Origin of the sequence: Actinomycetospora soli (genome assembly GCF_021026295.1) — a bacterium.
In the GTDB taxonomy this organism is placed as follows: domain Bacteria; phylum Actinomycetota; class Actinomycetes; order Mycobacteriales; family Pseudonocardiaceae; genus Actinomycetospora; species Actinomycetospora soli.
On the sequence record NZ_JAJNDA010000005.1, the window covers coordinates 395,118 to 408,975 of the forward strand.

Annotated in this window: 12 protein-coding genes; 4 read left to right on the top strand and 8 right to left on the bottom strand. The window is 75.3% G+C overall.

Annotated elements, in window-relative coordinates; translation table 11 throughout:
- Positions 1 to 98: 98 nt before the first annotated feature.
- Positions 99 to 1,496: a replication-associated recombination protein A gene (locus tag LN037_RS11055; RefSeq protein ID WP_372460423.1), complete on the bottom strand. Its 1,398-nt coding sequence runs from the start codon at positions 1,494 to 1,496 to the stop codon at positions 99 to 101.
- Between the two features lie 267 nt (positions 1,497 to 1,763).
- Here LN037_RS11055 and LN037_RS11060 point away from each other — a divergent pair, with 267 nt between their 5' ends.
- Together LN037_RS11060 and LN037_RS11065 are read left to right on the top strand one after the other, a co-directional pair.
- Positions 1,764 to 2,243 carry an Lrp/AsnC family transcriptional regulator gene (locus LN037_RS11060; protein ID WP_230751973.1) on the top strand — a complete coding sequence of 160 codons (480 nt, stop codon included), beginning with the start codon at positions 1,764 to 1,766 and terminating at the stop codon, positions 2,241 to 2,243.
- Positions 2,240 to 3,394 carry an aminotransferase class I/II-fold pyridoxal phosphate-dependent enzyme gene (locus LN037_RS11065; RefSeq protein WP_230751974.1) on the top strand — a complete coding sequence of 385 codons (1,155 nt, stop codon included), beginning with the start codon at positions 2,240 to 2,242 and terminating at the stop codon, positions 3,392 to 3,394. The genes LN037_RS11060 and LN037_RS11065 overlap by 4 nt, the downstream gene beginning before the upstream one ends.
- A 30-nt stretch (positions 3,395 to 3,424) precedes the next feature.
- On the opposite strand, the gene LN037_RS11070 is transcribed toward LN037_RS11065, so the two are convergent.
- The 4 genes from LN037_RS11070 to LN037_RS11085 all read right to left on the bottom strand — a co-directional run bounded on the left by LN037_RS11070 (position 3,425) and on the right by LN037_RS11085 (position 8,391).
- A complete protein-coding gene (locus LN037_RS11070) occupies positions 3,425 to 4,678 on the bottom strand; it encodes a hypothetical protein (RefSeq protein WP_230751975.1) in 1,254 nt (417 codons plus the stop codon).
- Between the two features lie 173 nt (positions 4,679 to 4,851).
- On the bottom strand, positions 4,852 to 6,693 hold the full coding sequence (gene aspS / locus LN037_RS11075) for an aspartate--tRNA ligase (protein ID WP_230751976.1): 1,842 nt from the start codon (positions 6,691 to 6,693) through the stop codon (positions 4,852 to 4,854).
- Between the two features lie 47 nt (positions 6,694 to 6,740).
- Positions 6,741 to 7,154, bottom strand: coding sequence for a PPOX class F420-dependent oxidoreductase (locus LN037_RS11080; protein ID WP_230751977.1), 414 nt, complete (start codon positions 7,152 to 7,154; stop codon positions 6,741 to 6,743).
- A gap of 22 nt (positions 7,155 to 7,176) precedes the next feature.
- Positions 7,177 to 8,391, bottom strand: a complete 1,215-nt coding sequence (locus LN037_RS11085) for an MFS transporter (protein ID WP_230751978.1) — start codon at positions 8,389 to 8,391, stop codon at positions 7,177 to 7,179.
- A gap of 165 nt (positions 8,392 to 8,556) precedes the next feature.
- Here LN037_RS11085 and LN037_RS11090 point away from each other — a divergent pair, with 165 nt between their 5' ends.
- On the top strand, positions 8,557 to 9,993 hold the full coding sequence (locus LN037_RS11090; RefSeq protein WP_230751979.1) for a CitMHS family transporter: 1,437 nt from the start codon (positions 8,557 to 8,559) through the stop codon (positions 9,991 to 9,993).
- A 6-nt stretch (positions 9,994 to 9,999) separates the two neighbouring features.
- Here the strand turns inward: LN037_RS11090 and LN037_RS11095 are convergent, their stop codons facing one another.
- Together LN037_RS11095 and LN037_RS11100 are read right to left on the bottom strand one after the other, a co-directional pair.
- The gene (locus tag LN037_RS11095) at positions 10,000 to 10,743 is read right to left on the bottom strand and encodes a response regulator (RefSeq protein ID WP_230751988.1); all 744 of its coding nucleotides are present in this window, start codon (positions 10,741 to 10,743) and stop codon (positions 10,000 to 10,002) included.
- Positions 10,715 to 12,361 carry a sensor histidine kinase gene (locus LN037_RS11100; protein ID WP_230751996.1) on the bottom strand — a complete coding sequence of 549 codons (1,647 nt, stop codon included), beginning with the start codon at positions 12,359 to 12,361 and terminating at the stop codon, positions 10,715 to 10,717. Before LN037_RS11100 ends, LN037_RS11095 begins: the two co-directional genes overlap by 29 nt.
- Positions 12,362 to 12,423: 62 nt before the next feature.
- Between LN037_RS11100 and LN037_RS11105 the strand changes: the two genes are divergently transcribed.
- Entirely contained in the window at positions 12,424 to 13,362 is a 939-nt protein-coding gene (locus LN037_RS11105) for a tripartite tricarboxylate transporter substrate-binding protein (RefSeq protein WP_230751998.1), read from the top strand.
- A 200-nt stretch (positions 13,363 to 13,562) separates the two neighbouring features.
- Here LN037_RS11105 and LN037_RS11110 read toward each other — a convergent pair.
- Positions 13,563 to 13,858, bottom strand: a 296-nt coding sequence (locus LN037_RS11110) for a TerC family protein (RefSeq protein ID WP_504755646.1), incomplete at its 5' end; no start/stop codon positions are given.

Consider the following 13,858-nt stretch of genomic DNA (forward strand, 5'->3'; position numbering starts at 1 on the left):
CCGGGGGCCCGTCGTCGGCCGCGACGGGTTTCCGCGCGGACGGAACGCCGTCCTGCCGTGCGCGTCCGGCAACGCCGGGCCCGGGCGGAGGCCGACGCCTACCGGCCGCGGATCACCTCGCGGAGCCGGGCCAGGCGCTCGCCGATCGCCCGCTCCTCGCCCCGTCCGGACGGCGCGTAGTAGTCTCGGCCCACGAGTTCGTCGGGCGGGTACTGCTGGGTGACGACGGCCGAGCGCTCGTCGTGCGGGTAGCGGTAGCCGACCGCGTTGCCGAGCTTCTGGGCGCCCGCGTAGTGCCCGTCGCGCAGGTGCGGCGGCACCGGTCCGGCGGCGCCGGAGCGCACGTCGGACATGGCGGCGTCGATCGCGGTGATCACGGCGTTGGACTTGGGAGCGGTCGCGAGGTGGATCGTCGCCTGCGCCAGCGCGATGCGGCACTCCGGAAGACCGATCAGCTGCACGGCCTGCGCGGCGGCGGTCGCGGCCTGCAGGGCGGTCGGGTCGGCGAGCCCGACGTCCTCGCTGGCGTGCACCACGAGCCGGCGCGCGATGAACCGCGGATCCTCGCCCGCGACGATCATGCGGGCGAGGTAGTGCAGGGCCGCGTCCGGGTCGGAGCCGCGGATGGACTTGATGAACGCCGAGATGACGTCGTAGTGCTGGTCGCCGGCCCGGTCGTAGCGCACCGCGACCTCGTCGACGACCTGCTCGACCACGGCCAGGTCGATCGTCCCGCCGTCGCCCACCGCGTCGGCCGCCGCCTCGAGGGCGGTGAGCGAGCGGCGGCCGTCGCCGGCGGCGAGCCGGACCAGGTGGGCCCGGGCCTCGTCGGTGAGGGTGACCGTGCCGGCCAGCCCGCGGTCGTCGGCGACGGCGCGGTCGAGCAGCGTCGCGACGGCGTCGTCCCCCAGCGCGTGCAGGCCCAGGACGAGGGACCGCGAGAGCAGCGGGGCGACCACGGAGAAGCTGGGGTTCTCCGTGGTGGCGCCGACGAGCAGCACGACCCGGTCCTCCACCGCCCCGAGCAGCGCGTCCTGCTGCGTGCGGCTGAACCGGTGGATCTCGTCGATGAACAGGACGGTGCGCCGGGGGTCGGAGGCGGCGAGCCGGCGCCGGGCCACCTCGATGACCCCGCGGACCTCCTTCACGCCCGCCGACAGCGCGGACAGCGCCTCGAACGCCCGGCCCGTGGCCTGGGAGATCAGCCGCGCGAGGGTCGTCTTGCCGGTGCCGGGCGGGCCGTGGAGCAGCACCGACGCCGGCGCGGCACCTTCGACCAGCCGCCGGAGCGGGGCGCCCGGGGCGAGCAGGTGGTCCTGGCCGACGACCTCGTCCAGCGACGCGGGCCGCATCCGCACCGCGAGCGGCGGGCGGACGTCGTTGCCGGCCGGCATGGGCCGGTCCTCGACCACTCCCCGCGTCACGGGCCGCAGGTCCTCGACGGCGGGCCGCTCGGGCTCCGGCGGCGCCACGTCGAACAGCCCCTCCTCGCTCACCCGGCCGACGCTACTGCCCACCCCCGACACCCCGGCCCACGGCAGTGTCCGGGATGCGGAGTCAGTGGCACGAGCGCCCCCACGGGACCGTCGTGCCACGGACATCGGCGGCTCGGCTCCGGGGAGCCCTGCACGACCCGACGAAGTGGCGTTCCTGGCGTCCGACGACAGCAACGACGCTTTCCTGCCACGAGAGGTGGGGTGCCTGCCACTCCCCCGGAACCGCCAGGCCCGCATGATCGGGTGGCCCCACTAGGGTCGGTGACCATGCGGGAGATCCTCACCGTGCTGGAGTCCGACGCGCACGCGAGCGCTGAGCGCATCGCGACGCTGACCGGGATCGACGAGGCGACGGTGCGCGAGCACATCGCCGCGTGGGAGGCGTCCGGCGTGATCCGGCGCTACAAGGCGGTGATCGACTGGGACCGCTACGGCGACCAGCGCGTCACGGCGTTCGTCGACGTCACGGTCGCGCCCGAGCGGGGCCGCGGGTTCGACGACGTCGCCGAGCGCATCGCCCGGTTCCGCGAGATCCGGGCGGTGCACCTGGTGAGCGGGGCGCAGGACCTGCGGGTCGAGGTCGAGGGCGCGTCGATGAAGGAGGTCGCCGACTTCGTGGCGCAGAAGCTCTCCGGGATCGACCGCGTCACGGCGACCAGCACCCACTTCCTGCTGCGCCGCTACAAGGACGACGGCCAGCTGCTCACCGATCCCGAGCCCGACCAGCGTCTGTCGGTGACGCCGTGAGCGCGCCCGGCAAGCCGTTCTCCCGCACGGTCTCGGCCATCCCGCCGTCGGGCATCCGCAAGTTCTTCGACCTCGCGCAGTCGATGCAGGGCGTCATCTCGCTCGGCGTCGGCGAGCCCGACTTCCCGACGCCGTGGAGCGCCCGCGAGGCCGCGATCCACGCCCTCGAGCACGGCGCGACGACGTACACCAGCAACAGCGGGCTGCTCGAGCTGCGCGAGGCCGTCGTCGACGACCTCGCCGACCGCTACGGGGTCCGCTACCGCGCCGCCGACGAGTGCCTGATCACCAGCGGCGTGTCCGAGGGGCTCGACCTCACGCTGCGCGCCCTGCTCAACCCCGGCGACGAGGTGATCGTCCCGGAGCCCTGCTACGTCGCGTACCAGCCGTGCGTGGCGTTCGCGGGCGGCGTCCCCGTGCCGGTCGCGCTCGACCCGGGCGACGCCTACCGGCTCGACCCCGCGATCATCGGCGCCGCGATCACGGAGAACACCAAGGCGATCCTGTTCGGCTCGCCGTCGAACCCGACCGGCAGCGCGCAGAGCGCGGCCGACCTCGAGGCGCTCGCGGCGCTGGCGCGCGAGCACGACCTCTGGCTGCTCTCCGACGAGATCTACGACCGGCTGACCTACCACGGCATCCACACGCCGGCGGCCGCGGCGGCCCCGGAGCGGACGGTCACGCTCGGCGGGTTCTCGAAGTCCTACGCGATGACCGGGTGGCGCGTCGGCTACGTCTGCGCCCCGGAGCCGCTCGCGCAGCTCATGCACCGCATCCACCAGTACACGATGCTGTGCGCCCCGCACATGTCGCAGATCGCGGCGCTCGAGGCGATGCGGACCGCCCAGGACGACGTCGACGAGATGGTGGCCGACTACGACCGCCGTCGCCGCCTGTTCTCCAAGGGGCTCGAGGAGCTCGGCCTGACCTGCCCGGTGCCCGGCGGCGCGTTCTACGTGTTCCCGTCGATCGCCTCGACCGGCATGTCGTCCGAGCAGTTCGCGGAGGGGCTGCTCACGCAGGAGAAGGTCGCGGTGGTGCCGGGCACCGTGTTCGGCCCCTCCGGCGAGGGGCACGTGCGCTGCTCCTACGCCACCGCCCTCCCCCAGCTCGAGCAGGCCCTCGAGCGGATCGCCCGCTTCATCGCCTGAGGCCGGGTCGGGGCGGGCGGAGGGCGCTCCTCAGCGTCCCGCGAACGCCGGGAACGACGGCAACGGACGACTCCCGCCGAACGGGGCGAGCGCGCCGACGACGGCCTCGGCCAGGTCGACCACGGCGGGCTCGTCCTGGCGGGCGGCGTCGGTGGCCAGGCGCTGCCAGTAGCCGGAGAGCACGGCGGCCGCGCGCTCCGGCGGCCGCCCGACGACGACCTGCTCGGGTGCCCGGTCGTCGCCCACGACCGTCGGCAGCAGCGACCGCGTGCACACCCAGACCCACAGGGTCGTCGCGGCGAGGTGGCGGGGTCCGGCGACGGCGGGGTCGGCCAGCTCGGGCCACACCCCGGCGACCTCGGACTGCCAGGACGCGGTCATCGCCTCCGCCATCCCGGTCGGCAGCGCGTAGGGCGCGGCCCAGCCGGGGAACGGCAGCCGCACCGACGAGGCGGTGAAGGCGACGTCGCGGAAGCAGCCCCACTCGAAGTCGAGGAACCGTGCCCCGGCGCCGGTGAGCAGGCAGTTCTCCGGGGACACCTCGGAGGGACTGAAGGCGCGGTAGCGGGTGCCGCCGAGCAGGCCCGCGGCCGCGCGGGCGTGCTGGACCGCCGCGGGTGCCGCCTCCACGCGCAGGCGGCCGGCGAGCAGGTCGGGGATCTCGGCGAGCGCGGACCGGGCGTCGTCGGCCAGCGGGTCGCGCCAGTGCTTCACCCCGGAGCGGCGCAGCAGCGCGCCGAAGTCGCCCTCGCGGGCGGCCGTGGCGGCCTGGAGCCGCCCGAGGGCCCGGGTGGCGCCGAGCAGGGCGCGCTCGGCGGACTTCGGGTCGTCGCCGTGCAGCTTGTCGGCCAGCGTCGACCCGCGCCCGAGGTCCTCGAGCACGAGCAGTCGCCGCTGCGGGTCGTTGGCGTAGAGGGTGGGGGTCGCGCGGTCGTCGGCCGGCATGGCCGTGAACAGCTGGCAGCTCGCGGCCTCGTACGGGAACGGGTCGACACGCTCCGTCGCCGAGGTCCGCGGCGACGCCGCGGCCTCGCCGAGGTAGTGCTTCACGACGAGGGAGCGCGGGAGCGAGAACGGGTTCTGCGCGACCCGCACCCGCACCACGCACGAGCGGGTGCTGCCGCCCAGATCCTGCGCATCCGCGAGCCGTACCCGCGCGCCGGCGCGGCGGGTGAGGAGCTCCTCGGCCAGCTCGACGGTGCGCTCGACCGAACGGTCAGGGCGCCCGGCGGTGGCGTCGAGGACGGAGGGGGTGTCTGAGTCATCGGCCGTCAGCGGGGTCATCAGACGATGGAGCCTACCGTCCGCGACGTCTACTACTCGCGAGTAACCCGAACTCGGACCCATCGGAATCGATGCACGACCGTGTACCGAGGACCACGATTCGGTTGCGCGGCGTCACCGATTGTGAGAGCGACGGCGCGCAACCGAACGGCTGGACGGGGCCCGACCCGCCGTCAGGAAGGCTGGTCCCCGGGGGTCTCCCCCGGGTCGTCCACCGGGCGCTCCTGCGGCTTCACCGGGTTCGCGGGAGCGGGCTTCGCGTCCACCCCCGCCTCCTTGCGCTGCAGCGCCGTGATGGGCGCCGGGGCGGCCGTGAGCGGGTCGTAGCCGCCGCCGGTCTTGGGGAACGCGATGACGTCGCGGATCGAGTCGACGCCGGCGAGCAGCGCGCAGATCCGGTCCCAGCCGAACGCGATCCCGCCGTGCGGGGGCGGTCCGAAGGAGAACGCGTCGAGCAGGAAGCCGAACTTCTCCCGCTGCTCCTCCGCCGAGAGGCCCATGAGCGCGAACACCCGCTCCTGGACGTCCTGCCGGTGGATACGGATGGACCCGCCGCCGATCTCGTTGCCGTTGCAGACGAGGTCGTAGGCGTAGGCCAGCGCGTGGGCCGGGTCCTCCTCGAACCGGTCGATCCACTCCGGGGTCGGCGAGGTGAAGGCGTGGTGCACCGCGGTCCACTGGCCCGAGCCGACGGCCACGTCGCCGGCCGCCGTCGCCTCGTCCGCGGCCTCGAACAGCGGGGCGTCGACGATCCACACGAACGACCACGAGCCCGGCTCGATCAGCTCCTGGCGCCGGGCGATCTCGCCGCGCGCGGCGCCGAGCAGCGCCCGCGACGACGAGCGCGGTCCAGCGGCGAAGAAGATGCAGTCGCCCGGGTTCGCGCCGACCGCCTTGGCCAGGCCCTCGCGCTCGGCGTCCGACAGGTTCTTCGCGACGGGCCCGCCCATGCCGACCTCGCCGTCGTCGCCGACGAGCACGTAGGCCAGACCGCGGGCGCCGCGCTGCTTGGCCCACTCCTGCCAGCCGTCGAACGTGCGGCGGGCCTGCGAGGCGCCGCCGGGCATGACGATCGCGCCGACGTAGGGCGCCCGGAACACCCGGAACGGCGTCTCGGCGAAGTACTCGGTGAGCTCGGTGAGCTCGATGCCGAAGCGCAGGTCCGGCTTGTCCGAGCCGTAGCGCGCCATCGCGTCGGCGTAGGTCATGCGCGGCACGGGCGACGGGAGCGCGTACCCGGCCAGCTCCGACCACAGGGCGCCGATGATGGCCTCGCCCAGCGCGATGACGTCGTCCTGGTCGACGAAGCTCGCCTCGATGTCGAGCTGGGTGAACTCCGGCTGCCGGTCGGCGCGGAAGTCCTCGTCGCGGTAGCAGCGGGCGATCTGGAAGTACCGCTCCAGGCCGCCGACCTGCAGCAGCTGCTTGAACAGCTGCGGCGACTGCGGCAGCGCGTACCAGCTGCCCGGGCGCAGGCGGGCCGGGACGAGGAAGTCGCGCGCGCCCTCGGGTGTCGACCGTGTGAGCGTGGGGGTCTCGACCTCGACGAAGTCGCGGTCGGAGAGGACGTCGCGGGCGATCTTGTTGGCGCGCGACCGCATCCGGATCGCGTGGGCCGGGCCCTCGCGGCGCAGGTCCAGGTAGCGGTAGCGCAGCCGCACGTCCTCGCCCGGCGTCTCGTCCATCTGGAACGGCAGCGGGGCCGACTCGGAGAGCACGGTCAGCTCGGTCGCGCTGATCTCGACCGCGCCGGTGGCCAGGTCGGCGTTCTCGCTGCCCGCCGGGCGCGCCTCCACGGCGCCGACGACCTGCACGCAGTACTCCGCGCGCAGCCGGTGGCTGGCCTCGGCGACCTCGCCGGAGCGGAACACGACCTGGACGACCCCCGAGGCGTCGCGCAGGTCGATGAACACCACGCCGCCGTGATCCCGGCGGCGGGCCACCCATCCGGCGAGGGTGACGGTGGCGCCGACGTGCTCGGCGCGCAGCGTGCCGGCGGGGTGCGTGCGCATCATCTGCGGTGAATCTCCTGGTCGCGTCGGGTGGGAGACACCCAGGCTATCTAGCCGCTCACGCTCGGCCCCGCCCGGTCGAGGTGGATCCGCACCGCCACCCGCCGCTCGGAGCGCATGGCCTCGTCGAACTCGTCCCAGTCGTCGTGCTCACCCCCGGTGACCTGCCGGTAGAGCGCCCGCAGCGGCTCGTGGGCCGCGGGCAGGTCGACGATCTCGACGTCGCCCTCGACCTGCGCCCACTCCCCGAAGAAGCCGTCCGGGAACACGCAGACCCACGCGCGCGGGGTCCGCCGCAGGTTCTTCGCCTTCATCGCCGTCTCGCGGGTGCTGATCACGGCGGCGCCCTCGGCGTCGATCCCGACGACGACGGGTGAGAGCTGCGGTGCGCCGTCGGAGCGGGTGGTGGCGAGCACGGCGTGGTGGTGCTCGCGCAGGTAGGTGCGCGCCTGGTCGAGGTCCATGCCGCCGGAGTACCCCGTCGGCTCACCCGTCGTCGAAGGCGCCGCGCCGGGTGGCGTCGGCGGCCGCGAGGGCCGACCCGGCCAGCAGGCCACCCGCCAGCCACAGCGCCCCCGCCGCGCCGGCCGCCCCGGCCACCAGGCCCGCCCCGGCCGGCACCGCCACCTGTCCGACGCGGTGGGCGAGCAGGCGCAGGGCGAGCGCGGTCGACCGGGCGGACGGCGGGGCGGAGCGCACGGTCAGCGTCATCGTCAGCGGCTGGCCGATGCCGAGGAAGAACCCGCACAGCGGCAGGGCGACCGCCATCACCGGCACGCCCGCGCCGGGCCAGGCGGCGACGACGAGCGACACCGCCGACCCGGCCGCGCTCGCGACGACCAGCGTGGAGCGCGCCCACCGCGCCGCGAGGCGGCCCAGGAGCAACCGGGACGCCAGGGAGGCGCCGGCCCGTGCCCCGAGCAGCACACCGACCACCGACGGCGCGATCCCCCGCTCCTCGGCGAGCAGGGGCAGGTAGGCGGTGACGAGGTCGACGGTCGCGAGCAGCGCGAGGCTGACCAGCAGGCCCGGCCGCATCCCCGGGCGGCGCAGGAGTGCGGGGATGCCCGCGCGCCCGCCGTCCGGCCCCGGAGCGCCGTCGGGAACGGGGATCGCGCGCCGGAGCCGACGCCAGGCCATGACGACCGCGACCGGCAGCGCCGGGAGCACGCAGGCCCCCGCCACGAGCAGCGCCGTGCGGCTCGCGGGGAGCAGGGCGGCCCCGCTCGCGTCGCCGAGCAGGGCGCCGGCGAGCAGCGGGCCGACGAGCTGGCCCGCGGAGGTGACGGCGGTGAACACGCCGAAGGCGCGGTCGAGGTCGCCGGACGGGCTGCGGGCCGCGACGAGGCCCTGCGCGGCGATCATGAAGGCGAGGTGGCCGAAGCCGAGCGCGGTCGAGGCGAGCCCCACCGACCACAGCGCGTCCGCGCCCGCGAGCAGCAGCGGTGCCGCCCCGAGCAGGAGCACGCCGAGCAGCAGCACCTCCGCCGAGCGTCCGAGCCGGTCGGTCGCCCGGCCCAGCGGGACCGCCACCACGATCGGCAGCAGCGCGTAGGCGGCGGTGACGATCCCGACCGCCGTGGCGTCGGCGCCGAGCCCGATCGCCCGGTAGGAGACCAGCGGACGCGCCAGGTTGAGCGCGGTCTGCGTGGCGAGCACACAGACCAGCAGGCCCAGGAACCACGGGGGGACGCGTCGCACGGGGTCGAGCCTCGTCGATCGCGGGCGTGACCAGAACGGTCGCGCCCGTGACCACTACGACCACTACGCGGTTCGCTTTCCCAACGTCGACCTCACGGTCGGTCGGACCGCACGGTGGTCGCCGTCACGCCGGAGCGATCGCCGTCGATCCCCAGGAGGAACCCCGTGCTCGTCATCCTCGGCTTCGCCATGATCGGGGTCTTCATGACCTTGATCATGACGAAGAAGCTCACCCCGGTCGTCGCCCTCGTGCTGGTGCCGACGATCTTCGGGCTCTTCGCGGGCGCCGGGCTCGGCCTCGGGGACATGGTCATCGACTCGGTGAAGGACCTCGCGCCGACGGCCGCCCTGCTCATGTTCGCGATCATCTACTTCGGGACCATGATCGACGTCGGGCTCTTCGACCCGATCGTGCGCGGCATCCTGCGGGTGGTGGGCGACGACCCGGCGAAGGTCGTCGTCGGCACCGCGGTGCTGGCCGCCGTCGTCTCGCTCGACGGGGACGGGTCCACCACGTTCATCATCACGGTGGCCGCGATGCTCCCGGTGTACCGGCGGCTCGGGCTCTCGCCCGTGGTGCTGACCGCGGTGGCCGGCGTCGCGAACGGAGTCATGAACATCGTGCCGTGGGGCGGCCCGACCGCCCGCGCGGCGAGTGCCCTGAAGCTCTCGCCGTCCGAGGTCTTCGTGCCGATGATCCCGTCGCTGCTGGGCGGCATCGCGACGGTCCTCGTGCTCGCGTACGTGCTGGGCCGCCGGGAGCGCACGCGTCTGGGCGCGGACGCCTTCGCCGAGGTGCGTGCGTCGGTCGGCGCGGAGCGGGTCGCCGGCGGGACCGGCACCTCGACGGCGGTCCTCACCCCGCCGTCGGGCGCGCCCGCGGTGGGCACCGGGGGGACCGACCCGACGGGCTCGACGGGCTCGACCGGCTCGACCGGGGGCGGCCTCGAGGGCGCCCTGGACCCGGACCGTCCCACCCTGCGGCCGCGGCTGTACTGGTTCAACGCCGGTCTGACCGTCGCCATGCTCGGGCTGCTGATCCTCGACGTGCTGCCGATCGCCGTGCTCTTCATGATCGGCTGCGGGATCGCGCTCGTCGTGAACTTCCGGACGGTCGACGAGCAGGCCGCCGAGCTGAAGGCGCACGCGAGCTCGGTCGTCGCGGTCGTCTCGATGGTCCTCGCGGCCGCGGTGCTCATCGGCGTCCTCGACGGCACCGGCATGGTCGACGCGATGGCGCGGTGGATGGTCTCGGTCATCCCCGCCTCGTTCGGGCCGTTCATGGGCGTGGTCACCGCGCTCGTCTCGATGCCGCTGACGTTCCTGATGTCCAACGACGCCTTCTACTTCGGCGTGCTGCCGGTCCTCGCCGAGACGGCCGCGAACTACGGCATCTCCCCCGCCGAGATGGCCCGCGCCTCCATCGTCGGGCAGCCGGTGCACATGCAGAGCCCGCTGGTGCCGGCGATCCTGCTGCTGGTCGCGCTCGCGAAGGTCGACCTCGGCGACCACCACCGCAAGGCGCTGTGGATGGCGGGCCTCGCGTCGCTGGCGATGCTCGTGGTCGGCGTGCTGGTCGGGGCGATCCCGTTCCTGGCCTGATGCGGCTCAGAGCGCGCGGTACCGGCGCTCGGGTCGGCCGGCGGTGCCGTAGCGCAGCCGCACCTCGGCCCGCCCGGCGTCGGTGAAGTACTCCAGGTAGCGCCGGGCGCTCACCCGCGAGATCCCGACCCGCTCCGCGGTCTCCGCCGCCGACAGGTCGCCGTCGGCGCCGCGGAGCGCGGCCGCGACGAGGTCGGCGGTCTCCCCCGACAGGCCCTTGGGCAACGACGCCCGGGGGCCCGTCCGCGTCCCGGGGGTCGGCGCGGCAGGGGCGGACGGCGGGCCGCCGCCGAAGAGCCGGTCGACCGCCGACTGGTCGGCCTCCTGCTCGGCCGGCAGCGCCCGCCGCCCGGCGGCGTACTGCAGGAGCCGGTCGCGCAGGTCCTCGAAGCCGAACGGCTTGATCAGGTAGTGCACGACCCCGCCCCGGACCGCGGCCCGCACCGTCTCGGCGTCGCGGGCCGCCGTCACCATGAGGACGTCGACCTCCGGCAGCGCGGCCCGCAGGTCGGCGAGGACGTCGAGGCCGCCGCGGTCGGGCAGGTAGAGGTCGAGCAGCACGAGGTCGGGGCGCAGCTCGACCGCCCGGGTCAGGGCCTCCGCCCCCGTGTGCGCCACCCCGACCGGGCTGAACCCCGGGGTGCGCGCGACGAAGCCGCCGTGGACCTTCGCGACCATGAAGTCGTCGTCGACGACCAGGACGCGCAGGGCCTCGGTGCCGTCACCGCCCGACGCCGACCCGCCGGTCATCCGCTGTCCTCTCCCTCGGCAGTCGTGCCGTGAACACCGCACCCTCCCCCGGCCGCGACGCGACCGCGACCTCGCCCCCGCGGCGCACGCACACCGCCCGGACCAGCGCCAGCCCGATGCCGCGCCCGTCGCCCTTGGTCGACACGCCGCGGCCGAACACCGCGTCCGGCGGCTCGGTGCTGACCCCGGGCCCGGTGTCGCGGACCGCGACGTGGACGTCGCCGTCGGGATCGGCGAGGTCGACCGTGACCGTGCCGCCGCTCAGCACGTCGAGCGCGTTGTCGACGAGGTTGCCGACGACCGTGACGAGGTCGGCCGACAGGTCGTCCGACACCCGCCCGAGCGACCCGGTCACCTCGAGGACGACACCGCGCTCCCGGGCCAGGCGGGCCTTCGCGACGAGCAGGGCCGCGAGCGAGGGGTCCCCCACCCGACCGGTCACGGCCGCGTCGTCCTCCGCGGAGCCCTGCAGCGTCCCGACGTAGCGCACGACCTCGTCGTACTCCCCGATCTCGATCAGCCCGGAGATCGTGTGGAGCCGGTTGGAGAACTCGTGCGCCTGCGCGCGCAGCGTCTCGGTGGTGCCGCGGGTGGTGCCGAGCTCGCGCTGCAGGGCGGCGAGCTCGGTGCGGTCGCGCAGGGTGGTCACCCATCCCCGCACCGTCCCGTCGACGAGGAAGGGCCGCCGGTTCGCGACGACGACCGCGTCGGCGCGCGGGATCACGGCGTCCTCCGCCCGGTCGGGACCGGTCAGCACGGCCCGGACCTCCGGGTCGAGGCCGAGCTCCGCGAGGGTGCGCCCGACCGCGCGCTCCGGGAGGCCCAGGAGCCGCCGCGCGGTGTCGTTGACCAGCACCACCCGCCCGTCCGCGTCGACGCCGAGCACCCCCTCGCGGATCCCGAGCAGCATGGCCTCGCGCTGCTGCACCAGGGCGGTGATCTCGCGCGGTTCCAACCCGAGCGTCTGCCGCTTCACCCGCCGGGCCAGCAGCAACGACCCGACGACGCCGAGCGCGGTCGCCAGCCCGAGGTAGGTGAGCAGGTCCGGCGCCGACGCGGCCAGCCGGGTGAGGACGTCCGGCAGGTTGCTCGTCACCGCGACCGCCCCGAGGCGGCGGCCGTCGGCGGCGAGGACCGGCACCTGCGCGGCGACGGCGAGCGGTCCGTCCGGGGTCAGCCGGAGGTAGCCGGTCCAGCTGCGTCCCTCCGCGACCCGGCTCGGGTCCCCGCCGTCGGCGTCGGCGGTGGGCAGCGTGGTGCCCACGAGGGCCAGGTCGGTGGCGGTGACCACGACGAGGTCCGCGTCGGCGACGACCACCGCCGTGGTGCCCGACACGGCCCGCGCGCCGTCGGCCACGGCCGTGACCGGGTTGCGGGGCGAGACCGTCGGCGCCGCCAGCGCCTGGCGCACCACCCCGTCGACGGCGACGTCCTCGGCGACCGCGAGCACCCGCCGGCTCTCGGTGCGCGTGAACGCGGCGAGCGACTGCGTGACGCTCACGGCGGCCACCGCGACGAGCACGAGGGCGACCACCCCGAGCTGCAGGGCGAGCGCCTGCCCGGCGAGGGTGCGCCGGCCGATCCGCGACCACCGGCGGGTCGCGGGCGGATCGGTCACGCCCTGCAGTCTGGCGCCTCGGCCCGCGAGATTCACGCGCGGCGGATGGGACAGTGATCGTCGTGCGACGAGCGGGCCTGGTCCTCGCCGTGCTGGTGGCGCTCCTCGCGGGCTGCGGCACCGGCACCGGCGACCTGCGCCTGCTCGTCCCCACCGAGGTCGGCGGCGGCTACGACCTCACCGCCCGCACCGTCGCCGCCGCCCTCGCCGAGCAGGAGGGCGAGCCCGGTCCCGCGGTCGTCGTCGTGCCGGGTGACGGTGGCCGGGCGGCCCTCGCGCGCCTCGCGGCGGAGCGCGCACGCCCGGACCTGCTGATGGTCATGGGGCTCGGCCTGCTCGGGGCCGTTCCCGACGACGGGGGTGGGCCGGGTGGGCTGCGCGCGACGCCGGTCGCCCGGCTGATCACCGAGCCGGAGCTCGTCGCCGTCCCGGCCGGGTCCCCCTACCGGACGCTGTCCGACCTCGTGGCGGCCTGGCGGGCCGACCCGTCCCGCGTCGTCGTCGGTGGGATCTCCGCCCGTGGCGGGCCCGACTGGCTGGTGACCACCCAGCTCGCCGCCGCCGCCGGCATCCCGGCCGCGGCCGTCCGGTACGCGGCGCTGCCGGGCGACGCGCTGCTGCCGGCGGTCCTGCGCGGCGACGTGGCGGCCGCGGTGACCGGGCTCGGGGAGACGGCCCCGCAGGTCGACCTCGGCACCGTGCGCACCCTCGCCGTCTCGTCCGCGGCCCGCTCGCCGCGGGTGGACGCGCCGACGCTGCGCGAGGCCGGTGTCGACGTCGTCTTCGAGAACTGGCGCGGGCTGCTCGCCCCGCCCGACCTCGCCCCCGCCGACCTCGACCGGCTCGTCACGCTCGCCGAGGGGGTGCGCTCGACCGCGGCGTGGCGGGCCGCCGTCGCGCGCAACGGCTGGACCGACGCCCCGCTGTCCGGCCCGGCCTTCGGAGCGTTCCTGGACGCGGAGCGCGCCCGGGTGCGGGGGTTGCTGGCCGCGACGCCCTGAGGTGGGGCCGCCCTGCGCGCCGGCGCCGGCCCGCGAGTGGCACGTGACGCATCCAGCCGAGCCCGGAAACCAGCCCGACGGGGCACTCGCGGAGACGGTCGGCGCGGGACCGGTGCCGCTCGGCCGAGTGCGGCGGTGTGCGTCACCGGTGGTGCACATCGCCGCACTCGCCGGACGGGCAGGGCCGCTCGTGGAGGGGCTCAGCGCCCCGACGGCACCGTCTCGCGCTCCTCCTCCGCCGCGGTCGACCGCCCGCGGGTGCGCAGGAGGCTGGCGACGGTGGTGACGGCCAGGACGCCGATGATCACACCCAGCGAGAGCTCGATCCCGATCAGCGGCACCGGCACCGGACGGCCGGCGTTGACGAACGGCAGCGTGTTGGTGTGCAGGGCCTCGAGGACGAGTTTGACGCCGATGAAGGCGAGGATGACCCCGAGGCCGTACTGCAGGTAGACCAGTCGGGAGAGCAGTCCGCCGAGCAGGAAGTACAGCTGGC